The organism is Peribacillus sp. NPDC058075 (assembly GCF_042885195.1).
Classification (GTDB): Bacteria; Bacillota; Bacilli; order Bacillales; family DSM-1321; genus Peribacillus.
The window spans coordinates 1,957,181-1,981,843 of sequence record NZ_JBHVSL010000001.1 but is presented as its reverse complement, the minus strand read 5'-3'; the positions used below and the strand labels follow the sequence as shown (position 1 = coordinate 1,981,843).

Below are 24,663 nucleotides of genomic sequence, written 5' to 3'. Positions count from 1 at the left end.
AAAATGACGGGTATAAAGAATATGGTATGTAGGAACTTTTTTATGCCAATCTTCTCTTTCAACTGACAAAATAGCATATTTCTCCCTATTTAACTCTTGGACTATAATCCTTATAATATTAAATAGGAAAATATGACATTTTGTGTAGAATTATACTGTTTCTGAGGTGAGTTTCATGGTATATGCAGATATTCTGAGTAATATACACTCTGCTATCTCCAGTAAAAAAGCTGATTTACAAGTGAAAATTGAACGATTAGAAAATGCGAAAAACGATATTATAAAAGAACAGAGCATGTGTCTGAACGAGATTAGGAAAATAAAAGACCCTGAGCTTGGTGACAGCTGGACAGGGAACCGTTCGGATCATTTTCAGGATGCCCGTCATGATGCCTATAATGTGATGTTCAGTATCATTCATGACGATTATGATGATTACCAATGGAAAATCGAGGCAATGATTACAAAGCTGAATGCCGAGAATACGCTTCTGAGCATAGCGGGGAATATAGCCCATGAAGCCGATTCCCTTTTGAGCAAAGGCGAAGAGGCATTTGAGCAGCTGGAAAGTAAAATTTCAGATTTAAAAAGGCGGTTGTTTTAATGACGACAATCAAACTGAATCATCCTGCCGTAACGAAGCAAGTCGATCAGGTGAAGACGGCACTTGGTACAGTCACGCTTGGAAATTTGCCGGCAGGCGAGTTAGGTAACAATAAATTGGAATTCACCTCGAAATGGATCGACCGGGAAACGAACCTGGAGAAGGTCTTCGAGCAATATATCAAAATCGTACAGAAAAATGTGGAAGATACCCGTGCCAACATTGACTTATTAAAAGAACAGGATGAAGCCATCGCCCAAGCGTCTTCACATGGGTATCCTACGCGATGAAAATATATGAAGCCGAGACATTGACGGCCGTAACCAAGTCGCGCGCTAAGCAATATGAAGAACTAAAGAAGGAAGTCACAGCCCTGAAGAAAGAATTTCAGGGCATCGTCGGTCTGGATAACGAGTTTCAAGGAGCCGGTGCTGCCGCCATCAAAAGCTTCTATGAAGCACAAATCGAGGTGGCGGATGCCTGGATGGAACTATTCACGACCCAAATCAGTTTTTTGGAAGGCATACCGGCCACCCTGGAAGAGGCGGACCTCTCCGGAAATACGGTAGTCGCGGTTCCCTTTTTAGATGGCGAAGTCTCGAACGGCATCAACCAAGCGAAGTCGCTTGTCGATCAACAAGCAAACGATCTCCAAAGGGTCCTCGACAGCATTGACGATATTCTGCCTCTTGATAGGTTCGACCAAAAAGACTTTAATGAAAAAATCACGCTGGCCGGGCACAGGCTGGATGACACCGTGACAAAGGTCGAGAATGTCGACCGGCAATTGGTCGAAGAATATGATGTGTCCATCGGGCAGGAGAACGTGGCCGTTGGCCTTTTCCGTGCCTTGCTTGATGCCACCAAACAGGACGGCAACGTTTCGCCGATGACCTTCAACCAAACGGCATTCAAAAATAGTGACGTCTATCAAGTGAAGGATGAAGTCGCCGGTCAGATGAAAGACTATCAAACCTTCAAAAAGCAGCAAGCCGAAGCCCTGAAAATCGAACAAGAAATGGAAGAACTCGAAAACCGCCCATGGTACGAAAAAGCCTGGGATACGACAAAAACCTTTACAGGGGAATTCACGGGATATTATGATTCAATCAGGGCCTCAACAGGAGTCGATCCAGTAACGGGCCGCAAGCTGTCCGATGCCGAACGAATCGCCGCCGGCGCCATGGCAGCCGCTGGATTCATCCCCGTCGTCGGCTGGGCCGGCCGGGCCATCAAGGGCGGCAGCGCCATCTACAAAACGGCCAAAGGACTCAACGCAGCGAACCACGCGCTCGATGCCTATAAAACGACAAAAGGCTTTAGCCTCCTCCAGAAAACCGAATACGGGATATACGGACTCCTCGCAGCCAACGGCCTTGGCGAAGCAGTCACAGGCAAAGACATGTTCGGCCATCAACTGACCGAGGAACAGCGCCAGAACGGGCTGTTGATGGCACTTGGAATCGGCGGTGTGGCAGGTGCGGCTAAGGTCGTTGATAAAGTGGCGAGTGGTACAAAGTTCGTCCCTTACAGCAAGGAATTTGCGCAAAGGCAGGTTAAGAAGGCTCAAGCTACAATAACAGACATAGCGAGATCAGGAAAAACCACGTTAAAAAATATAGGTAAAGCAATCGGTAAAAAAGAAATCCCTAAACGGATAAGTATGGATCAAGTATCCCTCACAGGAGGACCAACCATTCGCCAAGTTATGATGGAAAAGCAGACAATTAAGGAAGCCTATCAGAAATTTATGGTGAAGGATAGCAAAGTAGAGGCTGTTTCAGGGGAGAGTATTCCTAAGGGTACGGGTAAAGGTAGTAAGAGTGTTGGTGATATAATTAAAGACGGTAGTCATTTTTTAGATGAGTTTAAATTAAAGCCAAATGTTAAATATGAAACAAATGGATATAGATATCAAACAGACGATTTAGGAAGAATTGAGAAGGCTTCAGGAGAGTTAACGTTGGAAATGGGTGTTCGTGATACCAAACACCAGTTAGCTGCTGGAGGGGATGAGAGAATTATAGCTCCTAGTACTAAAGGGGATCATGGAGGACATTTAATCGGTACTCAATTTAACGGTTCTCCTCTTATCGATAATATAGTTGCGATGAATGGTAATGTTAATGTAAGTGCTTATAAAAAACTTGAATATGCTTGGGCAAAAGCTTTAAGAGAAGGTCAACAAGTTTCGGTAGATATAAAACCAATATATGAAGGGCAGTCTTTACGACCAAGTAGATTTGAAATAAAGTATAAAATTGATGGTAAAAAAGCTGTGGAAGTCTTGGAAAACATATATGGAGGTAAATAAATGAATAAAGAAAAAATGGAGCAACTATATCAAAATGTAGGACGACAATTAAATTTTATAATTCCTGAATCTTGGGATAAAGTATTATTATATTCTGAAGTAACAGAGTGGAGTAATCGAACCTATTTCTACTATTTTCCTCATAATAAAGAAATACCTATTTATAGTTTAGATATTGAAGATATGGATAATGTTAATGAGGACGAAGTTAATAGACAATTACACCAATTATATGAATATCTAAGAGAATTATGGGATGAATTTAAAAATCAAAAACAAGAACAGTGGACTAATTTAACATTAGAATTGACATCAAATGGAAAATTTAATATTGATTATAATTATAGAAATTTAGAAAATGATGATAGCTATGAGCAACAAGTAATTTGGGAATATGAAAAATTAGGCATAATGCCAAACGCGAATAGAAAACGGGATTTCACGATAATTGAAGAATATAAAAAAACTAAGAATACTACTAAATAAACATACCTGTTAATAAAAATCTAATTTATGGTTGACTATGGTTATGAAAATCTTTCAGATGGAGATAATTACGAAAGAAGGGGTATTTGGGAATATACCTGCTTGGGTCTTTTACCTGCATCTGAATATGATAAGAATATTTTAGAAGAATACCTTAAGAATGAATATTGGAGGACAAGAAGAGCTTGTTCTTTTGTATGACCTTAACTCAAAAGTTAAGGTCTTTTGTCTTTTCATTGTTGAAATATGAAAATGTATTATCTTACGCCATATCGGGCTCCTCCGATAATAGGCCGTAAGGACTTAAAATCATACAGATTTACTTCAAGGCGAGGTTGCTTAGGAAAAAGTAGCGAGTGGTACAAAGTTCGTCCCTTACAGCAAGGAATTTGTGCAAAAGCAGGTTCAGTACGCAAAAGCATTCGGCCGGCAAATCGGCAATGTGGAAGTACCTCTTCGTATCAAGGTCGAAGAGTTAGCCACGGCGTATGGAAACAACTACAAGCATGTCACTTTTGATAAAACGACTATTAAGGATATCGTACAGAAGTTTGCGGTAAAGAGTGATGGTGGTTACGGTGTAAATAGAACTGGAAGTAAATCGGGTATTAACGTTGGGAAAGAGGATTTGGAAAGTATTGGAAAAAAACTAGGTGTTCCTGAAACTCAAACAATTGCTATTGGAAAAACAGATATAAAAGGTTTAGAAGGTATAGTATTTGAGGGTGGCTCTCCCAAAGTTGAAAAGAAGCAGGTTTACCAAGTTTGGATGAACTATATCCTGGTCGTGAAATTAAAACTCCTTATAATAGAGCAATAAGAGGACATGCCCAGTTCATGGATCATGCAGAAGAAGGTATAATAGCTGAATTTGAGGATGCTGTTAAAAAAGCACGACTTAAACCAGAAGATATGAAGGGAACACTATATATCCATCAGTCTAATCCAAACGGAATTTGTAATAAATGTACAAAAGGTTTGTTTGATCCTGTTCCAAATGATGAAAGAGGAATATTTAAGCAAATGACTGATATGTATCCTAATTTAAAAATTAAAGTATCGACTGAAATAAATCCAAGTTTACCATATTCAAGAGATACATTATCCTTTGAGGTAATAAATGGGTTGCCAGAAAATGTGGTTAAAAAAAGAAAATAAGTAGGGAATGATAGTTATGGATTTTATCAATAATCTCAATGCAGTGGCTAAGGTTGCAGTAGGATTGGTAATAGCTGAAAATATGTATAATATAATTAGTAAGAATGAACTCGGATATAAAACTGGTAGAGAAGCTCTAGATTCCTGTTGGAAATGGCTAGAAGGTGAAAAAATCAATGCGGATGATTTGTGTAACTACATAGATAGCGAAGATTATGTAGATGTAGCTGAGTTTGCAAATAAAGAAAAGGATGTACAAAAACAATATGCATGGTATTCAGTTTTAGATGCAGTTTCTTTTACAACTTATCAAGCATATAAAAAGGAAAAAAGAGACTTTGTTCCTCAAGTGATTGAAGTGATTGATGATAAAACGTTAAGAATATTAGGTGAAAATGCGATTGAATCTAGTTATTTTAAGATTGAAAGTCTAAATAATGTAAAAAAATACTTATTGGAAAACTACTCATTAAACGATAATATTGAAAACTATAATTATATAAAAAGGGATAGCTTACCATTTTTCTAAAAACATAAAATAGACCTTCTTCCTAAGGGAGAAGGTTTTTTACTTAACAATCTTATTAGGTGAACCTGAGAAAGTTAAGAACATTTGAAAATAGAGTAGGGGGATAAAAAATTGAACGAATCAAAACTAAATGATTATTATCAGAAAATAGCTCAAACTATTAATGAAACTATACCAGAGGAATGGTCAAAGGTATTAATGTACGGTGAAATTGCTGAAGGTACCGGTACTGCATTCTTTTTTTATTATACTCCTAAAAGTGAAGTGCCTATTTATAGTCATGATATACCTGAAATATATAGTTTTAATGAAGAAGAATACGATAAATTATGGTATCAATTATTAGATGAATTAAAACTATTATCAGATGAATTTAAAAATAATAATCAAGAACAATGGACCAATTTAACTTTCACTTTAGAAAGTACAGGGAAATTTAAAGTTGACTATGATTATGAAGATCTATCAGATGCAGATGATCACGAAAGAAGGGTTATTTGGGAATATACACGTTTGGGCCTTTTACCTGAATCTGATTATGATAAGAGTATTTTAGAAGAATACCTTAAGAAAGAATGATGTAGGGCAAGAAAAGCCTGTTCGAAAGACCTCAACGTAAAAGTTAAGGTCTTTTCATTGTTGATATGAATATCAGCTAGATTTAGATTTAACACTGTTTGCCTTTTATGCAACAGCTGCTTTTTGTTTTTTTAAAGAAGAAATTCAAGTGTAAAACACATTAAAGAAAGGAATCCTCATTTAAAGAATTCCTTTCGTTACATACTATTTGTTAAGAAATGATTTTTCGAAAAATTCCAGAAGATGTTCTAGAGTGATTGGATCACTGTAGGTGGATGCTTTACTATTTATTTCAAATATACGATCGTTTTTAACTGCAGGTATATTTTTCCACGTTTCGGTCTCCACAAATGAATTAACTACGTCCGGGTTTTTACTAAAGATAATATAATCTCCAGTATATTCAGGAAGCACTTCAGATGAGAGGACATAAATGCCGGATTTAAGTGCCTTTTCTTTTACTTTTTCAGGCATTTTCAAATCCATTGCTTGATACAATATTTCTGTTCCGCGTGCATAATTATTTCCAAATACATAAAACTCTTTAGCATCATTTTCAATCACAGAAACGGTTGCATCTTCACCAATTTTTGCACGTATCGCTTTTCCTGCTGATTCTGCACGCGTTTCGAAATCATTAACCCATTCTTTTGCTTCCTTTTCTTTGTTTAAGAGTTTTCCGATTTCTATTTGCTGTGATAAATAATCTAATTTTCCCCAAGTGAATACTACAGTTGGAGCAATTTCATTTAGCTTTCCAATATTTTTCATCTCGGATCCCGCAATGATTAAGTCCGGTTCCAGTTCAATGATTTTCTCGAGGTTATCTTCTGATACGACTTCCACACCCTTTAGTCTTTCTTTAAAAAGTGGATTCATATTAGTCCATTGGTCTATCCCAACGACATTGCCTTCTAAAGCCAATACATTAGGTCCATTAGAGAGAGCTATTATTCTTTTTGGGTTTTTAGGAATCTCAATAGGGCCAGTTTCTGATTGATATGTAACTGTTTCTTTTTTAGCCTTGGATGCATGATTTTCGTTCGCTGTCTCTTTGTTCCCGCAAGCACTAAGAATAAGTACGAACAAGAGTAGGAAGGGGATGAATAGCTTGTTCATTCTGATTTTTCTCCTTATTAATAATAGAGTAGATTAAAAACATATCAAAAAAATATCTAATTAATAATGATATTCATTTTCAATTGCTACATCAATATATTAATAGTAATGATAATCATTGTCAATAACTTTCGCCAGATGACTAAAACAGTGTACTAAAAAATTGCTGTGTTCCCAGTCATCATTTTCTGCCTGCGTCGTTAAATCCTTGTTGAAGACTTCCTTAAATTTTTATTAATCTATTTTATTTGATTAATCCTTGTTTACATAACTATATTATGGTCTAATCGTTGTAAAATCATACTTATTTGAACTGAAATTTGGAGGTATATATCATTCTATAAATATAGTATTGAAAGAAAGCAGTAATGAAAAAGTTAAAAAAGGGTTTTACATCATGATTGGCAAAAGAATTCAATTATCCTATGCCTGATCCTTCACTGGATTCGATGGCATCAACTTTAAATGTTGGAAATATGAAACAAAAGAATTCGGGGATAACTGATGAAGCTATCATGAAAGCTTGGCCAATAACGATGATGAATTTAATGTATGTATACAAAGATTCAAAAATTGTTATTCCTAGTCATAAAACTTGGGGAGATTTCGGTTTTGCTTCCACATACATTGGAAATTGGCTAGAATCAATGAAAAAATTGTTTTCGGATTCACTCTAAACTTTAATTAACTTGTCCACACCTATAATCAGTACAGGCATATACAATAGTAAGGAGGGTGTTAGGATGCAGATATATTGTTGTTTTGAAGAGAAATGTTATGAGAATAACAACCCGAGTACAGTATGGTTTCCTGGAAAGCGTTGTAAATGTAAGAAGTGCAAAAAAAACAAGCATCGTTTTTATTAATTACAAAAGAATGAAGCAGCTGTAAAACAGTTGTTAAACAGGGGCGGTCCTAGTGACCGCCTTTTTTATTTGGACATGGAATTGATGGTGAGTAATGCTCTGAAATATAAAAGCTTAAAAACACTCAACCGTGATGGCTGAGTGTTTTTAAGCTAGTCTTTCTTAAGGATTTGCCTGCTTTGCTGAATGACTTCATTATTTTTATTAGTCAGTGAGCCGCAAGTATAAATGGAGAAGCGAGTGAAGAAACGAATAGATCTCTACCTTCGTTCATTTGCCATGCCCCCTTCCTCTTTAATCGCTTCATTATATAATGGATAAGATTGGAAGTGGATGGAACAAATGAATGAAAATAGCTGGTTAAATCGGTTGGAGAAGCGTGTGCTGGTAGCTGGTTGATTTTTGGATTGGTTTTTGATAATTATTTTGCATAAAAAATAGGGGCTACCCTAAAATAGATAGCTCCTCATTTGTTTTATGCCCATTACTAAACTGATCCATTAAGGATCTCTATAGTGATGTGAAATTTTGCAAGGGATATAGAATGATAAAAGTTTATTGAACTAAAGTTAATCCCTAAATAAAAAGGCGTATCCACACAATGAGGTTTTCGAACTAACTAAATTAGTATCTACTACAGGAACTCCCAAGAAATTGAACTGCAACCTGTATTAGTTTTTGTAACGGATAGCGCAGCCCCAACCCCAAAGTCTTATTTTAGATTAACCAAAATAAGACTTTGGTCATCTTTACGTTGGTCAGTGTCCTCTTCATTTCTAAGCGATTGTATAATTTCCTCTTTTAGTGTAGATAAAGGGGCAGCCGAATAGGTCTTTAATAAGGAGCATAAACGGTCTGAACCTAGAGGTTCTTCAACTCCATCTGTATAAAGGCAGAGCTTACTGTCCTTATTGTATGTAAGGGAGTTTGTTTTAAAAATAATTTCTTCAAACATACCGAGTGGAGGCCGATTAGAACGCAACGGATATTGTTTTCCGTTTTTATCCTGTAAAAGAACAGAAGGATGGCCTGCATTAATATAATGAATTTCTCTCTTATCAGTATCGATTAAAAGGTAGACGGCTGTGCAGTAATGCCAAGTTTCACTTGTGTTTTTGAATAAAGAATGTAGGTGATCATCTAATTCTTTCATCACCGTTTTCACTTCAGAACCTTTTAAAATTAATCTCTGAAATATGGAATGTAGTGACATGGTTATGAGAGCTGAAGAAAGCCCGTGACCCATCACATCAAGTAGGATAAGCCCATACCGTTGGGCGTCAATTTGGTAGAATCCATATAGATCACCTGATAATTGATTGGAGCCTTTATAATACGCTTGAATTTCAAGATGTTCATTACTAATAGGAACCGTTAATAGCGTCTCCTGGATTTTTTTAGCAAGGTTCAATTCTCTTTCTGTATCTACTTTGTATTTTTCGTTTTTTTCGTTTAATTGGATAAGTTCATCCTTTTGCATTTTCATCGTTTCATGAGCAGTCTCTAAATCGCAATAAGCCTTATTCCTAGCATTTAGAGCTGTCACTGCCTCTTTTTTCGCTTTAAGAAGCTCATTTTCTAATTCGTTTCTTTTTCGCATTGGAATCACTACACACTCAATAATAGTTCTTCCATCTCGCTCTCTTTGAACAGCATTTAGTAACACAGGTAATTCTTCACCGTCTTCAGACTTTAAGGATATATATATTTCCTCAATGTGATTTTCTATCTTAATTAGAGGAACCAGATAAAGCTGATGAAAGAGTATAGCAGAAGCCGAAAGGATAAAATTAATGGGATGTCCCTTCAATTCATCGATATTATACCCCAATAGTTTAAGTAAGGTTTGGTTAACGGATAAAATAGTATCTTCTTCTGATAAAGTTAAATATCCGCAGGGTGCCTCATTTAGTTGTTCATTCACAAAAATTCACACCCATCTCTTTCTATAAATCGTTTGTCGGAAATTCATCCAAATACTGGCGAATTAGGTATATCGTTTCTTCAGGATGACTCAAATGTGGACAGTGTCCTGTTGCTTTAATCAATTTCAATGTACTATCAGGAAGATGCTTATGGATATAATCACCTACTGCTGAGGGAGCAATAACATCTTCTGAACATTGCAAAATGAGTGATGGTACTTTTACTTTTGGTAAGTCTTTACGGTTATCAGCAAAAAAGGTGACCTCCGCAAATTGTCGAGCGATAATAGGATCAGTAGAACAAAAACGATTCTCTAGGTCCCGTTTAAGCTCTGGTCGATCTGGATTATTCATTACCGTTCCAGCAAAGGCGGTTGCCCAGCCTATATAATTTTTGTCCATCATATCAATCAATCCTAAAAGTTGTTCTTCTTCGAATCCCCCGTAATAATCATTAGGCAGATTCAGGTAGCAAGGAGAAGGACCAACCAGAACAAGTTTAGAAAAATATTCAGGATGTTTAATTGATGCCAGCATGCCAATCACACACCCAACAGAGTGTCCAACAAATATAGCATCCTTTAGGTCTAATGCGGAACAAACATCAAGTACATCTTGTGCATACCCTTCAAGAGTACTGTATCTTTCCACGTTATATGCCTGTATATCTGAATTACCTGACCCAACATAGTCAAATAGGATAATTTGGTATTCATCTTCGAAGTCTTTTGCAACTGATTGCCAGACATTTTGATCACAACCAAAACCTGGGGCAAATATCATTGGTCGTGTACCACTTCCTTTAAACTTTACATTATTGCGCAATAAAATATTGGGATTCATGATTAGCTCCTTCATTAGAAGATACACACTATATGTTAACACTAACCTTATTCGAATTAAAGAATTACACTTTAGCACAAAATCGGTGGAACTTATCTTTAACATCACCAAGATTTACTGGAACTGAAAATTGTCTTAGCATCAATTTACCTTTAAGTTCTGTCAACTTTTTACCCTGGTAAGTAATGATCGGTTTTCATAGTCTTAGATTTTCTCGTCGGTGAGTACGAGGAACCACATTATCTCCTCAAACCATCATGTAAGATTTGTTAATAAAAATGAATAATCAAAAGCACTCGTTTTAAAATGAACTTGAATGGGATACACTTCGTGGAGTTTCACACGAACTTCTTATAACCGGAAAAGGCCGACAACGTTCCTTTATCATTAGCCTTCGGAAAATGGAGATCATTAAAATGTGGCTAGCTTCAGTTTTTTTAAGCAAAATAATTATGTAAATAATAAATCAAAATCGGACGCCTTCTTTGTTTTTTCTGTATAATAATACTATATTTTACATTTGGGAGGAATTATTTATGGACCAAGCCAGTAGTTTAATAGGGCTTTTTGCAATCATACCGATTTTGTTTTATTTGGGACTTCTTGTATTAAGTGTTTATTTCATAATTAAGATTATAAAATTCATCAATGCAAAGACAAGATTAGATCAAGAAAGAAATGAAAAGCTGGATGAGTTGATAAGGGTAATCGGGAAAGAAAAAGAAGATCAAAATATGCCTTTATAATCGATCAAAAGCACAGCCCCATTTAGGGTTGTGCTTTTTTTTATTTAAGAACGATTTGTAACGTCAAGGTAGGTGTACAAGCATTTCCTAATTAGCACCATAACATATTAGGAGGTGATTAAATTGACAGTTAAATTAGAAACTTTATTGGATCGTTCGGAAAAGAATATGGGCAGCGGCATTCATCCAGTCGTAAAAGAATCAGCATTGGAAATGGTTAAACGGGCATACAAAGAAGGGATTTTTGTCCAAATCAGCGCAGGTTATCGGTCTATGGAAGAACAAGCGAAGCTATATGGTCAAGGTCGCCTAGGTTATATCTACAATGGAAAAAACTATAGTGATTTATCGAAACCAAGAGTGACCAACGCAATGCCAGGTCAATCTTACCATAACTATGGACTAGCCATTGATTACTTCATAGTCAGCGATGATGGAAAGAATGCCATATGGACTGTTGATGCAAAATGGAAACGAGTAGCGGCTATTGGTAAATCCTTGGGCTTTGCATGGGGCGGGGATTGGTCAAGCTTTAAAGATTATCCGCACTTTTATATGACGGGCGGACTAACTTATTCTCAGTTAAAAGCGGGAACAAAGCCTAGACTGATATCAAAAGTGAATGGAACCACTCCACCAGCAACACAAGTCGGATCGGAAGTCATTGTAAAAGATACGCCTGCAAAGGACAGCGGCAATCAAACTATCAAGTCCATTCAAAGGACATTAAATAGCAAGTATAATGCAAAAATAGATGTTGATGGTTATTATGGTCCCAATACTAAAAAAGCGCTGATCAAGGGTTTTCAAACAGAATTGAATAAACAATATGGTGCAAAGATTAAGGTTGATGGAATATGGGGACCCCAAACAAAAGCGGCTTCACCCAATGTCAGGAAAGGGGCGGAAGGGAATATCACTTATATCCTTCAAGCTGCACTTTATTTGGAAGGACATGATCCACATGGCATAGATGGTATCTTTGGAAGCGGAACGGAAATAGCGGTGAAGGCATTTCAAAGGGCCAATGGATTATCTGCAGACGGGATTGCCGGTGAAAATACCTTCGCAAAATTATTTGGATGAAATATATAAAATGTAATGGAGTATAATGCTTACATGCAATTAGCTTAGCAAAAAAGTCCTTAAAATGAGGGCTTTTTTTGTATAATAGCTGTAATTAAAAGTGAATACCCCAATCTCGTTTAAAATCAAGCTGATGATAGATATTAAGGTGAGGAAACAAAAGCAGCTGTGAAAACTTAGCGGAAGCGAAAAAGGTTAGTTGCTGACGGACACCTCTAAAAAAACCTTTACGTATCCTTTAATATCTCAAATTAAGTAGTCATGTCGTTTCCCAACCATTTCTGCAACTTCACGACTATCTATGAGCAATTGTTCCTTTGGATTTACAGACTTTAATTCATTTACCCATTTTAGGAAATTCGAAGGCTTCACTTTACATATCCTCAGGTTTTCTTATGCGGTCTTTGTAGTGACCTAAAAATGATGTAAAATGAAAGCGTTTTTAACACTTTGAAAGCGGGTATAGACAGCATGGAAATCATTTCTAACATCTTGCATAAACCGGAAACAAATAATGAAATACACTTTATAGGAAATACCGAAGATGAGATTTCGTTTGTGAATAGTAAAATCAAATTTTGGGGTAAAGGAAATCGGTTAATTATTGAACACGGAGCCAAATTTAAAAATGCAACACTAAATTTTAATGGCAACAACTCGCTCATAATCATTGGGAAATCAAAACGCGGTGCAACAATGAGCGTCAGTGTTTGGAATGATAATGCATTTTTCCTTGGTCGCAACTATTCATTTAATGGTTTAGCGAAATTTATTCTCTCTGAGCAAAAGAATCTATTCATCGGTGATGATAATATGTTTTCAAGTGGTGTAGTCGTTCGTTTGGCAGATCCACATTTGATCTACGATATAACAACTCAAAAACGGATAAATCCAACAAAGAGTGTGTACTTAGGTGACCACATTTGGATTGGGCAGGACGTCCTGATTCTAAAAGGAGTAGAAGTAGGGACAGGTTCAATTTTAGGGGCAAAGTCACTCGTGGCAAAATCTATCCCATCAAATGTAGCAGCTGCAGGAAGTCCTGCACGTGTGGTGCGGAAAAATGTTTTTTGGGCACGACCATCTGTACATGCATATACTGAAAAAGAAACAGCTGAATCACAAAATTTCCCGGATGGACGTTTTGTCTATACACCAAAAGGCTCGATGGCGAACCATTTTGCGGAAATTGAAGAACAGCTTAATACCGCAACTTCTGTAGAGGAGAAGACTGACTTATTAACGCCTTATCTTAATGTAACAAGTAAGAATCGTTTCTTTCTTCCTGTACCTCCAGAGAATAAGAAAACATTACTCGATCGAATCTTTCGCTAAGGAGGCAAGAAGTAGATGAATGGATGTATCTCAAAAAATAATCAAAACTATGAGTTGTTCTCGTTATTTTTTATATAAACGGGGCAACTTTCTTTTAAAACCATAGAATTGTATAAATATTTTTTGACAGGAATACATGTAACTCACTATAGACATCACTACCAAAATGGAATAAACCGAAAGACCCTTATCGTACCAAAAATAAATCCAGTTTGGACATCTATTGCATTTTTCTTCAAAGGAAACATTTTTATTTACGTTATTAAAGGGAGGATATTCTAAAAGTTGTCCTTTCACAAATATGAATTGTAATATTAATCGAGTATTTATGCTCATTTTTGTTCACTTAAAATTGACTGAAATATAATAGTCTTTTTAATTTCCCATCATATTCCTCCAATAAAGTTAAAGCAGGACATAACTTTATTGGAGGTAAAAAATGAAAAAATTATGGAAAAAGCCGATTTTGCCTATCGCCACTATTAGTCTAGCATCTGTGATGATTGTAAATGCCATTCCAGAAACTCCAGTTCAAGCAGAATTGAATGCTCCATTACAAGTGAAGAATCATGTGCTTCCGTTAGGAGCATCTAATTTGATTGAGCAAAGAACTTCCATGAATCCAGCACCAGGAGTGACGTATACCAAAATCCATCGTGGTGAAGCATCTCCGAAAGACTATTTTACAGTGGATGTGGCATTTGTAAAAACAAAGAAGCAGGCAAAGATATTGTTGGGAAATTTAAAGAGAGATGGTTTCAAACATGCTCGTATCATAAGAGAACCGGATCGGGCCATGGATGATGGGGGAAAAGGTCCACTAGGATACATTGTCCGCATCGGCCAATATCAGCGGGAAGCGGATACAGCTGAAATGAGAAACAAGTTATCGGAAAAGGGATATTCGGGTCTACGGACTGTTTATACGGGTGAAGACGGAGAGAAAACAACAGGCCCATGGGTAGTGAATGTCCTTGAAGTGGATCAGGATCGATTTCAAGGGCATGTGGAGCCTGAATTGGCAAATGATGCAGTGACAGGGAAAGAAACATTGACCCAAATTGCTGACAGAAATGATGCCATTGCCGGAGTTAATGCAGGATACTTTGTTGTAGGAGAGAAGGATGGAACACCAGGCGATCTTGCTGGTATATTCGCCAGCAAAGGTCAACTTGTCAGTGAGGCGATAAATGGCCGCTCTGCCCTGATTTTATCTTCTGTTGAAGAGAAGGCAAACATTGCGTCCGTTTCCACGTCAATTCAGGCTACGTCATCTGATGGTGCGGTCAGGGAAGTGGATGGATTAAATCGGAAGCCAGGATTAATTCGCAATTGTGGCGGTGTTGGAGGAGATACGACAACAGAACGGGCGAAACATGATTTTACTTGTAAAGATGAAAGTGAGCTTATCCAATATACGTCCGTATTTGGAGAAAGTACAGAATTGGGTGACGGTATGGAAGTGGTCGTAAATCATGCCGGAGAAGTGGCGGAAGTTCGTAACCAACGTGGAGGAGTCATTCCGGGGAATGGTTTTGTTCTTGCGGGAACTGGGGAGGCGGCAGAGTGGCTTCGTGACCATGCCCGACTAGGGATGAAGGTTCAGGTGAAGAGTGAAATCACCGGAGATGGAAAGCTATTAAAATTGAACCGAACCACCAGCATGATAAATGGGGGTCCTCGATTATTGGAAAACGGAGAAATTTCCATTCATGCCGTAGAGGAAGGCTTTCACTGGGAAGAAGATCCTGGGTTTTATTATCGTTTTGGGGAACGTCGTAATCCTAGAACGCTTGCAGGAATCAAAGAGAATGGCCATCTATTATTTGTCACCATCGATGGACGCGCACCCGGATGGAGTGTGGGAGCTAATTTTAAAGAAAGCGCGAAAGTCATGAAGTCATTAGGAGCCGTAGATGCCATCAATCTCGACGGCGGCGGATCGACGACCATGACAGTTGGAGATGACCGAGTCACAAGACCATCAGATGCAGCAGGTGAACGCCCAATTGCCGACGGTATTCTGTTAGTAGAATAGATCGGCAGGGATTAAATAAACGTTAAATCTCTTCAGATAGGTTTCTGAAGAGATTTTTAACGGACTCATCCAATCAAGATCACAAAGAATTCAGCCATTAATTGTGTGAACTTCAGGCATAATATAAGGTCTTTAGATGATCCTGGGGATTGTTTTTTTGTTGACGAGCTTTTTGCTATATTTTTATCGCCCGATTGAGGAAGTTCCTAATTTAAACTTTATTCAAGGTATATCCTATTAAACGGTATACTAGTTACAAAACTCACTTTCTCATTTGCATTCTGAATCCTATCGCAAGTAATTTTTTGAAATTCTCCCCGAAACAATGGAACGGCTATGGCATGAACAAACCCCTGAGGTAATAGCTGACGCAGCTACAGTATACAATATGTTTGCAGAAGGAGTATTGGCGGAAACTGGATATAAATCATTTTACGATGAACTGAAAACGATCGGTAAAATGCCCGGACTAATAGACGGCATTGACCACTTAAAGAAAGATGAATCAAGGCATATTGCATATGGAACATTTCTTCTTCAGCGCTTTATTTGTGAACATCCTCATCTTTTTGACAGGGTGGTTAAGAAGCTTGAGGAATTGGCACCACTTACTATCTCCTTCAATGCAGAGGGCGTTATTGGAGACGGGCAAAAAAAAAAGGAATACCATTCTGATATTGAGAAATTCTCAGAAAAACAGTTAATGGTAAGAATTGAAATCCTGGCACGGGCGAAGGGACAGACAATCGAAGAAATTTATCAATCTACTGGAGGAAACTCAAAACTATAAAGGATTAGAATGACAGAGTTAGAAATCACCAGTCAATATGATTGGTGATTTTTTATATAAAATTATCATTTTTTTACTTTTAATGATAAAAATACATAAACACTATTTAATTTGTGTTTTTTCCCAATTAAAATTTGAAAGGGAGATGGACAAATTGATCCTTATGAGATATTTGAAGAAAGATTAAAAGGTTCCAATGTTCTATTGATTAACTGGTAAGATTTATATAATCCTTAGAAGTCTCATGATGCTCTGTATTGGTTTCCAATAAATTTTATATAGAATTATATAGGGAGTAGTTTAATGGCCAATACAGAGAGATTATTAATCCCATCTAATCCATTTAGATTTAGATGATTTTGAGGATTAATAACTTAACTTATGCTCAATTTTTTATTATAAGATAAAAATTTAATATCTATCTATATGGTTACTTAATAGTATAAGATTATTTGTTAAAAGTTTATGTTAATATAATAATGGTTAGCTTATCCATAAAAGGATGTAACTGAAATGAGTGATAATCGATGACTCGGAGGAACTTATCATGAATAAATTTAGATGGTCAATGTTTGGACTTATAGTAGCTGCCGCAGCTATCTCAGTAATAATAACAATCCATCAGAATGCTAAAAATTATGAAGAAACGCAAGAAGATACATCTCCTGTTTTGGAAACAACGGACGAAGAGGTGGATTTTGAGACAACTGACGAAGAATATACGGAAGAACCAGCTTTAGAAAATGAAGAAGTTCTATATGAACTAGGACTTGGACCAGCTTCAATAAGAGAAGACGTTATGAAAACAATGCATAGTATGACTCATCAAAAAGTAGTTTCTGAAGAAAAATGGTACAACCTTGAAATGAATTCTGAAAACATCAATGCACTCTATAATTTCATTGATGATAGTGAAATTATCGACTATAAAAGTGAATTGCTGAGAATCGTAGGAAAATGGAAAGAAGGAAACTTCGACGATATTGTGGAAGAACACAATTACCTTTGGGGAGAACAAAATGGAAATGTAGGTAAAGCAACCGGAGTTCTTACTCCTGAAGAAGAAGCTCAATTTGTTAAATTAAACTTTGAATAAGCAGTAAAAAAACGAGCCTATCGAGTAGGCTTATTTTTTATTTTAAAATCAATATTTTATTTAGGGTTCTATTGGATCCAATTCTGATAAAAAGAATTAGACCGTATAAATGTGGTGGTTATTCTTCTTTAATACGTAAACAAGCCTCCCGCAATAAATAAGGAGGCTTGTTTACAATTAATATTGATAACGGATGGTGAAAATTGGGTCATATTGCATCCAATATGCAATAACATGTCGACCGATACAATTGGATGCGTTAGTGAAATTTCCAATGTAAAACCATCAAAGCCAACAGTTAATAATGTTGACAATAATGACAAAGTATTAACTGGAAAAGCAGAGGCTAGTTCTACGGTTACTGTTAAAAATGGAAGCAAAGTGTTAGGTTCTGCAAAGGCAACAACTAAAGGAACATTCTCTATTAAAATAGCTGTTCAAAAAGCAGGAACTAAATTGACGATCACAGCTAAAGATAGTGCAGGGAATGTGATTTCAAGTGCATCGGTAACTGTTGTGGACGTTGTCGCACCAAAGAAGCCAACAGTATATAAAGTCGATGATAACGATAAAGTAGTAAAAGGAAATGCAGAAGCAAACTCAACTGTAACTGTTAAGGCAGGAAGTAAATCCCTCGGTTCAGCAAAAGCAACGTCTAAGGGCAGCTACTCAGTCAAGATTAAAGCACAGAAAAAAGGGACTACACTTTCTATAACTGCAAAGGATAAGGCAGGGAATACCAGTTCAAAGGCAACTACTAAGGTTGTAAAACACTAAACACAATGTAAGAGTCGAGGGTTAAGTCCTCGGCTTTTTGTATATATAAGGGAGACAATTTTCAGCTGATTTATAACGGTGCAATTTAAGTTTATTTAAAATCAATACATAAAATCAAAATTATGAATAGAAGCACTAGGATGTTTGATTTAGCTAGTTCTTTTTGCATGAATCTTTATAATTACTTATTATGAATAATTTTCTAAAAAAGGATAGAAATAGATGTGAGGAAAACGTATAATAATAGAGCTATCGTCTGTTGCAAATACTTCTGTGGAACTAAAGAACTACTAAAATTGTTTGCAAATCAAACACTATTAAAGAGGAGGATTCAAAAATGAAAAAAGTCACCCTGTCCCTGTTTGCTCTGCTAGTAGGTCTATCGACGTTCTTTATAATTGGTGTTCATACATATGCAAAGGAAAATAAGCTTTCTACTGAAAAAACAAATGAAATCGATCAAGTCATAGTGACGCTTAAAGAAGATGTGGAAAGTAATTTGAAGGGAATTAAAACGTTAAAAAATCAACCTGGTGAGCTTGACCCACTTATAACCATGAAGGTACCAAAAGATAAAAACGTGGATACGTTTATTGATGAATTGGAGAAAAGGAAAGATGTTGAAAGCGTCGAACCTGATAGGTTACTGAAACTGGAATATACACCAAACGATCCATATTTTAGATATTTTCAATACCATCATAAAAACATAGAAACAGAAAGAGCATGGGATAAGACGCGAGGAACTCCCAATGTCGTTGTAGCTGTGTTGGATAATGGAATCGATCTTAATCATCCGGACCTTGTCAATCAACTTGTTTCTCCCTATGATGCGGTTTCTCGTACTTACAATAATTTGTCTGAAGGAGAGCATGGAACCCATGTAGCTGGAATAATTGGAAGCTCGATTAATAATTATTTGGGCGGAGCGGGAGTAGCCCCTAGTACGAGCATAATGCCGATCGATGTATTTGCTGGTGAATATGCTTATACATCTGATGTAATTCAAGGCATCTATCAAGCTGTAGCGGCAGGAACGGATATCATTAATATGAGTCTAGGAAGCTACTATTACTCTTCCTCTTTCGATAATGCCGTTCAATATGCTTATCAAAATGGTGTTGTTATAGTGGCTGCAGCAGGGAATGATGCTACAACTAGTCCACACTATCCATCATCCTTCACCAATGTTATATCAGTAGGTTCTACGACTTCATCTGATACACGATCTTATTTTTCAAACTATGGTTCAGATATAGACCTTACAGCACCTGGCAGTAGCATTTATTCAACTGTCCCAAATGATTCATATGGATCGATGAGCGGAACTTCGATGGCTTCTCCTGTCGTGGCGGGAGTCGCAGCGCTTTTGTTGGCCAACGAACCATCCCTTACTAATGATCAGGTTGCCAGTAGGCTATATGAAACAGCCGATGACATTGGCAATGATGGTAAAGATTTCAATTTCGGGTTTGGACGTGTCAATGCAAAAAAAGCGTTAAAAATTAAGGACATCCCTGTTCCTAATGTCTTTAGTGTTTACGACACTTCCGACAGCGTGGGGGGATATATTCCCTTTGAGATAGAAAATGCGAAAGTAACTGTGAGTAACCAAAGTGGAGACGAGATAGGTTCAGATACTGGTTATTCTGGTTTCGCCTATTTCTCTATCAAGATACCAAAACAGATAGCGGGTACTAAACTATATGTAACCATCTCCGATAATGATGGAAATAAGAGTGAAAAAGTAGAAGTCACTGTAGGAGACATTACCCCTCCTTCAAAACCTGTAGTCAACGATGTAACCGATCAGTCAACCAGAGTGACTGGATGGGCGGAGATTGGCACAACAGTATCAATCTTTCAAGGAGAATCTTTGATTGATTCAGCTCCAGTCGATTCTAATGGGACCTTTGAGGTTCGAATAACGAAGCAAAAGGCTGGTACGGAGTTAGACATAAAAGCGACGGACGAGGCTGGCAATGTAAGTGAATCCACTAAAGTAACGGTTAAAGATGTAACAGCTCCATCTGTTCCAAGTGTGAATGAGGTAACGGAAAGTTCAACGAGTGTTTCTGGAACGGCTGAAGCAGGTTCAACGATTACCGTTAAGGCAGGAACAGCGGTATTAGGAACAGCGACTGTTGATACCGAAGGCAAATATACAGTAACGATAGAGAAACAAAAGGCAGGAACGAAGTTAACGGTTACAGCAACAGATGAAGCTGGAAATATCAGTGAAGTGAAGGAAGTTACAGTAAAAGATGTAACAGCTCCTAGCGTTCCGACAGTTAATGCTGTATATGATAATGCTACTGCTATTAGTGGCAAAGCTGAATCAAATGCAAAAGTTTATGCAATGGTGGGAAGCAAGAAAATTGGCGAAGCAACTGCAAAAAATGGTGCATATAGTATTAAAATTACCAAGCAGAAGGCAGAATCAAGCATTTCTGTTTATGCTACAGATTCTTCAGGAAATAAGAGTGCAAGTAAATCAGTTAAAGTTATAGACAAAACTGCACCAAGCATTCCAACAGTTAATGCTGTATATGATAATGCTACTGTTATTAGAGGTAAAGCGGAATCAGGTGCAAAAGTTTATGCAATAGTGGGAAGCAAGAAAATTGGCGAAGCAACTGCAAAAAATGGTCAATATACGATTAAGATTACGAAACAAAAAGCAGATACAAGCATCTCTGTTAATGCAGTAGATACAGCTGGTAATAAGAGTGCAAGTAAAACTATTAAGGTGATAGACAAAACTGCACCTTCTGTCCCAACAGTCAATAATATTACAAGTAAGACAGTAACGGTAACTGGTAAAGGCGAAAAAGGAGCATCTATTTATATTTACAATGGAAGTAAGAAGATTGGGCAAGGAATAGTGGATAGTCGAGGATATTTTAAAGCGAAAATTAAGGCACAAAAGAAGGGTTCGTCATTAAAGGTATACGCTCAAGACAAATCAGGTAACAAGAGTAAGAGCAAAACAATGAAGGTAAGCTAGGTTTAACTAGGATTATATTTGTATCTGAGTATGGAATAAAACATAATACTCCTGAAGTAATACTTCTATGAGTATTACCTCTCTTTTTTAGCTTTGTTTTTAACTACCGTAATATAACTCGATATGGATAAAAACTTGTTTAATAACATGTTAAAGTATTAAAAGGTCCTTTCTTTATGCAAATCTTACAAATATGAGTTTCTATAATTTATCCTTATTACACTAAATGGCATTTATATTCTTTTGGATTAATAAACATAGAGAGTATACTCTAAAGGTGTAGCTGAATAAGAGGAGTGGTGGATTAAATGGTGAAAATTCGTAAGGCTTTATTTAATGAAGGAGAAATGATTCGTGAACAGAGACTGAAGGCTTACGAAGAACATGCTCAAAGCATTCCTGAAGGGCATTGGGATGCTCTGAAAAAAGCTATATCGTCAGATGCCGATGAACAGAGGGATGTTGAACTTCTAGTTGCTGAATTAGATGGGGAAGTGGTAGGAAGTGTTGCTTTGTTTCCTGCGAAATCAGATGCCTACAAAGGACTTGTTGACATGTTAGATTATCCTGAGATAAGAATGCTTGCAGTCACACCACAGGCACGACACAAAGGTGTTGCTGAGGCATTAATCAAAGAATGTATTCGTCGAACAAAAGTAAACGGTTCACAGTACATCGGCTTACATACTGCAGATTTTATGAAAACTGCTATGCGATTGTATGAACGTATGGGCTTTGTACGATTGCCGCAATTCGACTTCCAACCTGCTGATGATGGTATCATTGTGAAGGCCTATCGACTAACTATCGAATGAATAAGATCAAAAAACAATCACCTTATGATAAGGTGATTGTTTTTTGATTGTAGAATAACAAAATAATGACATCCTAAAAGTTAATCATTTTATACTAGATCAATTGAAATTGAATCTGCTAATTAATTAATAACAAGAAATTTCATAGATTAAATATTACATAGAAAACCACGACAGAATACATATTTAATACATAGAAAATAGCATTTAAGATATTAAGACAAGATAAAATTTACCTAATACCTCATCGGTAATAAAATACTTATGAGGTGATATTTGTAGTGTTAAGAATAAATGAGCTCGATAATGCAATTGATTATTTAGAAAAGGCTAGCTTTCATTATAAGAACCGAGAAGACAAGTATTCGGATGTTTTTTTATTTGGTGTACTTCATGCATAGAAAAGCACTTAACCTAAATGGTCGAGTGCTTTTTGATTCTTATTTAATACTTCTTTATTCTTATTAATGAAAACTTTATTTCTTAATATCATTTCTTTATTATTAAGCTCATCATTCAGTCCGGTAGTGTTGTCCAGTTTCTCTAGAAGTGAGACTATTGATGGCATTGTTAATAATTCATGGAAAGCTATGTTTGTTTTAGTAGATAAGATTTTTAGCTCAGTAAGTTGACGAGGAGATAATAAAGACTCAAATGGTTGCCTTTCATTTATTTCCATGTTTGTACCCTCCATATGATGATGAATTATTAAATTGTAATTTTATTATAAAATAGATAAGTTCAATAAATATATTAATTATGTAAAGATTTAATGAATGGCAGAAGGTTGGATGAAATTAGGGTGATATTCCTGTTATTATGGTAAAATATCGATGGTGAATAGGGGGAGATTTTAATAGATACAACTAAATACTCAGATAATTTTTCTGAAGATTCATTTTGGAAGAAGATTAAAAAATTCGGCAAAAAAGCAGGGGTTAAAGTTGTTTATGTAGCTTTGTTATTGTTTTACACACTTCAAAAGCCAACTACTCCTGTTTGGGCAAAAACAGTAATTGTTGGTGCATTGGGATATTTCATACTTCCGATTGATTTAATTCCTGACCTAGTCCCAGGTGGATATACTGATGATTTTTCAGGGTTATTTGGAGCATTGATTACTGTTTCAATGTTTATCGATGAGGACGTTAAGCTAAATGCAAAAGAAAGAATTGGGATTTGGTTTGGTGAAAGTGCAATTTCTGATACAGATTCAGTTGATGATAAATTAAATAAGAAAACTGATCAGGATGAGCAAGATAAAGATGAAGATAAGGATAAATAAATTCAAAAAGAGCACTTAACCAATAGGGAAAGTGCTTTTTTAATTTGTGAGAATGAGATAAAATAATTCCCTACTTTTCTGTACGAACTCCTTTAAATTTCCAACCAGAAGTCTTTTGATCCATAAAACGTCCTGTAGATGCATCTCGTTTAACATAGTTACCATTTGGAGCTTTGAATTGGGTTCTGTTTTTTACCGCTCCATCACGATGATTTATACCTGAATTACCTGCCAGCACGTTGGGATGATACATAGACTAGATCAGTTTACAAACATGATACATTTGGAGCTGGAAAATGAGAAGGGATATATTATTAAGGTGAAGTTTGAAGATCTTGTAGCGGTAGAAGTAATGGAGTGAAAAAATGACTAAAGCAAAACCAAAAAGAAAACTGTGGATTAAGAGTAGAAGATTCCTAAATGAATTTACAGTAGATGAATACTTGAAAAAAGAAGTGAATGTAATCTTAGCTAAATATACAAAATGAATAGAAATCACCAGTCTATACGATTGGTGATTTTTTATTTACTATAATTTTACTCGTTACTATTTTCATAGATAATTTAGTGAAATGTGAATAAAGATATTTTGTTTGGAGATTATTATGTAGGACAGGAGAGTGATATTGATTGGATAAAAAGTCAAAGAAAATTAATCTTAATGATGTCGATATGACCGATGTAGAAGTTATTTCAGCGGATAATATCGATATTAATGAATATTTTAGAAGGAAGCTTTTCGAGTGTATAGCCAAAGAAGAAAGTAGGCTGTTTTTGTATAAGGAAAAGAATAAATAGTTTAATTGAAAGGACTATTCTAATGTGAAAAAGAGTAAACCAAGAAAAGAACTGCGAGGAAATGGCTATTTTGTAAATGAACCTAACTACGAATTAATGGCTTAGGCGTTTACGGAACTATACTTTAGTTTTACTAAAGGTGGATCTGGAGATGTAGAATTCGACAAATTAGGCACAATAGCTTTATAGGCTATTGATGAAGAAGGGAAACAAAAGGAATTAGATAATTAGGCACGATAGCTTTATTTTCTGCATTGGCAAATGATGAAGAAGGGAAACAAAAGGAATTAGATAAAATGAGAGCTCACGTTAAAAGACTTAAGAATGAAAAAAAGAAATAGATAAAGTCTTGTCGTGGTCATCTAGTTTACCCTCTGCATGCAGAGTACCGATAAAAAGGGAAGCAAACAAAACATAGCCCCAAAATACACCATCCATGTAGTATTTGGGGGCTACTTGACGTTTAC

26 protein-coding genes are annotated in these 24,663 nt (G+C 36.3%); 22 read left to right on the top strand and 4 right to left on the bottom strand.

Annotated elements, in window-relative coordinates:
* Window positions 1–175: 175 nt before the first annotated feature.
* The 9 genes from ACFVS1_RS09830 to ACFVS1_RS09790 all read left to right on the top strand — a co-directional run bounded on the left by ACFVS1_RS09830 (window position 176) and on the right by ACFVS1_RS09790 (window position 5,670).
* Entirely contained in the window at window positions 176–604 is a 429-nt protein-coding gene (locus ACFVS1_RS09830; RefSeq protein WP_387546859.1) for a YwqH-like family protein, read from the top strand.
* Window positions 604–894 carry a YwqI/YxiC family protein gene (locus tag ACFVS1_RS09825; protein ID WP_352924892.1) on the top strand — a complete coding sequence of 97 codons (291 nt, stop codon included), beginning with the start codon at window positions 604–606 and terminating at the stop codon, window positions 892–894. Before ACFVS1_RS09830 ends, ACFVS1_RS09825 begins: the two co-directional genes overlap by 1 nt.
* Window positions 891–2,918: a T7SS effector LXG polymorphic toxin gene (locus ACFVS1_RS09820; protein ID WP_387546855.1), complete on the top strand. Its 2,028-nt coding sequence runs from the start codon at window positions 891–893 to the stop codon at window positions 2,916–2,918. The genes ACFVS1_RS09825 and ACFVS1_RS09820 overlap by 4 nt, the downstream gene beginning before the upstream one ends.
* Entirely contained in the window at window positions 2,919–3,404 is a 486-nt protein-coding gene (locus ACFVS1_RS09815) for an immunity protein YezG family protein (RefSeq protein ID WP_352927852.1), read from the top strand.
* Between the two features lie 27 nt (window positions 3,405–3,431).
* Window positions 3,432–3,605 carry an immunity protein YezG family protein gene (locus ACFVS1_RS09810; protein ID WP_352927855.1) on the top strand — a complete coding sequence of 58 codons (174 nt, stop codon included), beginning with the start codon at window positions 3,432–3,434 and terminating at the stop codon, window positions 3,603–3,605.
* A gap of 190 nt (window positions 3,606–3,795) precedes the next feature.
* The gene (locus tag ACFVS1_RS09805) at window positions 3,796–4,224 is read left to right on the top strand and encodes a hypothetical protein (RefSeq protein WP_387546851.1); all 429 of its coding nucleotides are present in this window, start codon (window positions 3,796–3,798) and stop codon (window positions 4,222–4,224) included.
* On the top strand, window positions 4,170–4,562 hold the full coding sequence (locus tag ACFVS1_RS09800) for a hypothetical protein (RefSeq protein WP_387546848.1): 393 nt from the start codon (window positions 4,170–4,172) through the stop codon (window positions 4,560–4,562). The genes ACFVS1_RS09805 and ACFVS1_RS09800 overlap by 55 nt, the downstream gene beginning before the upstream one ends.
* A 16-nt stretch (window positions 4,563–4,578) precedes the next feature.
* Window positions 4,579–5,091 (top strand): Imm6 family immunity protein, encoded by a 513-nt coding sequence (locus tag ACFVS1_RS09795; protein WP_387546845.1) that lies wholly within the window; start codon window positions 4,579–4,581, stop codon window positions 5,089–5,091.
* Window positions 5,092–5,202: 111 nt separating this feature from the next.
* Window positions 5,203–5,670: an antitoxin YezG family protein gene (locus ACFVS1_RS09790; protein ID WP_352927864.1), complete on the top strand. Its 468-nt coding sequence runs from the start codon at window positions 5,203–5,205 to the stop codon at window positions 5,668–5,670.
* Window positions 5,671–5,874: 204 nt separating this feature from the next.
* Here the strand turns inward: ACFVS1_RS09790 and ACFVS1_RS09785 are convergent, their stop codons facing one another.
* Complete coding sequence (locus ACFVS1_RS09785) at window positions 5,875–6,789, bottom strand: iron-hydroxamate ABC transporter substrate-binding protein (protein WP_387546842.1); 915 nt, start codon at window positions 6,787–6,789, stop codon at window positions 5,875–5,877.
* A gap of 401 nt (window positions 6,790–7,190) precedes the next feature.
* Between ACFVS1_RS09785 and ACFVS1_RS09780 the strand changes: the two genes are divergently transcribed.
* Entirely contained in the window at window positions 7,191–7,466 is a 276-nt protein-coding gene (locus tag ACFVS1_RS09780; RefSeq protein ID WP_387546839.1) for an MBL fold metallo-hydrolase, read from the top strand.
* Between the two features lie 901 nt (window positions 7,467–8,367).
* Here the strand turns inward: ACFVS1_RS09780 and ACFVS1_RS09775 are convergent.
* Window positions 8,368–9,579, bottom strand: coding sequence for a SpoIIE family protein phosphatase (locus tag ACFVS1_RS09775; RefSeq protein WP_387546836.1), 1,212 nt, complete (start codon window positions 9,577–9,579; stop codon window positions 8,368–8,370).
* Between the two features lie 22 nt (window positions 9,580–9,601).
* Window positions 9,602–10,423, bottom strand: coding sequence for an alpha/beta fold hydrolase (locus ACFVS1_RS09770; RefSeq protein ID WP_352927879.1), 822 nt, complete (start codon window positions 10,421–10,423; stop codon window positions 9,602–9,604).
* Between the two features lie 536 nt (window positions 10,424–10,959).
* Between ACFVS1_RS09770 and ACFVS1_RS09765 the strand changes: the two genes are divergently transcribed.
* The 9 genes from ACFVS1_RS09765 to ACFVS1_RS09725 all read left to right on the top strand — a co-directional run bounded on the left by ACFVS1_RS09765 (window position 10,960) and on the right by ACFVS1_RS09725 (window position 22,113).
* Window positions 10,960–11,169 (top strand): hypothetical protein, encoded by a 210-nt coding sequence (locus ACFVS1_RS09765; protein WP_352927882.1) that lies wholly within the window; start codon window positions 10,960–10,962, stop codon window positions 11,167–11,169.
* A gap of 114 nt (window positions 11,170–11,283) precedes the next feature.
* Window positions 11,284–12,255, top strand: a complete 972-nt coding sequence (locus ACFVS1_RS09760; protein ID WP_483878250.1) for a peptidoglycan-binding protein — start codon at window positions 11,284–11,286, stop codon at window positions 12,253–12,255.
* A gap of 471 nt (window positions 12,256–12,726) precedes the next feature.
* Window positions 12,727–13,590 (top strand): acyltransferase, encoded by an 864-nt coding sequence (locus ACFVS1_RS09755; protein WP_387546828.1) that lies wholly within the window; start codon window positions 12,727–12,729, stop codon window positions 13,588–13,590.
* Between the two features lie 439 nt (window positions 13,591–14,029).
* Window positions 14,030–15,628, top strand: coding sequence for a phosphodiester glycosidase family protein (locus tag ACFVS1_RS09750; protein ID WP_387546825.1), 1,599 nt, complete (start codon window positions 14,030–14,032; stop codon window positions 15,626–15,628).
* A gap of 325 nt (window positions 15,629–15,953) precedes the next feature.
* Complete coding sequence (locus ACFVS1_RS09745) at window positions 15,954–16,418, top strand: ferritin family protein (RefSeq protein WP_387546822.1); 465 nt, start codon at window positions 15,954–15,956, stop codon at window positions 16,416–16,418.
* A gap of 547 nt (window positions 16,419–16,965) precedes the next feature.
* The gene (locus ACFVS1_RS09740) at window positions 16,966–17,514 is read left to right on the top strand and encodes a DUF6241 domain-containing protein (RefSeq protein ID WP_387546819.1); all 549 of its coding nucleotides are present in this window, start codon (window positions 16,966–16,968) and stop codon (window positions 17,512–17,514) included.
* Window positions 17,515–17,748: 234 nt separating this feature from the next.
* Window positions 17,749–18,291, top strand: a complete 543-nt coding sequence (locus ACFVS1_RS09735) for an Ig-like domain-containing protein (protein ID WP_352927900.1) — start codon at window positions 17,749–17,751, stop codon at window positions 18,289–18,291.
* Window positions 18,292–18,628: 337 nt separating this feature from the next.
* Window positions 18,629–21,298, top strand: coding sequence for an Ig-like domain-containing protein (locus ACFVS1_RS09730; RefSeq protein WP_387546816.1), 2,670 nt, complete (start codon window positions 18,629–18,631; stop codon window positions 21,296–21,298).
* 308 nt (window positions 21,299–21,606) lie between these two features.
* Window positions 21,607–22,113 carry a GNAT family N-acetyltransferase gene (locus tag ACFVS1_RS09725; protein WP_387546813.1) on the top strand — a complete coding sequence of 169 codons (507 nt, stop codon included), beginning with the start codon at window positions 21,607–21,609 and terminating at the stop codon, window positions 22,111–22,113.
* A gap of 409 nt (window positions 22,114–22,522) precedes the next feature.
* Here the strand turns inward: ACFVS1_RS09725 and ACFVS1_RS09720 are convergent, their stop codons facing one another.
* Window positions 22,523–22,792: a hypothetical protein gene (locus ACFVS1_RS09720; RefSeq protein WP_352923694.1), complete on the bottom strand. Its 270-nt coding sequence runs from the start codon at window positions 22,790–22,792 to the stop codon at window positions 22,523–22,525.
* A gap of 171 nt (window positions 22,793–22,963) precedes the next feature.
* Here ACFVS1_RS09720 and ACFVS1_RS09715 point away from each other — a divergent pair, with 171 nt between their 5' ends.
* The 3 genes from ACFVS1_RS09715 to ACFVS1_RS09700 all read left to right on the top strand — a co-directional run bounded on the left by ACFVS1_RS09715 (window position 22,964) and on the right by ACFVS1_RS09700 (window position 24,196).
* The gene (locus ACFVS1_RS09715) at window positions 22,964–23,398 is read left to right on the top strand and encodes a YkvA family protein (RefSeq protein ID WP_387549275.1); all 435 of its coding nucleotides are present in this window, start codon (window positions 22,964–22,966) and stop codon (window positions 23,396–23,398) included.
* 365 nt (window positions 23,399–23,763) lie between these two features.
* Window positions 23,764–23,886, top strand: a complete 123-nt coding sequence (locus ACFVS1_RS09705) for a hypothetical protein (protein WP_387546806.1) — start codon at window positions 23,764–23,766, stop codon at window positions 23,884–23,886.
* A 142-nt stretch (window positions 23,887–24,028) separates the two neighbouring features.
* The gene (locus tag ACFVS1_RS09700) at window positions 24,029–24,196 is read left to right on the top strand and encodes a hypothetical protein (RefSeq protein ID WP_153246107.1); all 168 of its coding nucleotides are present in this window, start codon (window positions 24,029–24,031) and stop codon (window positions 24,194–24,196) included.
* Window positions 24,197–24,663 lie beyond the last annotated feature (467 nt).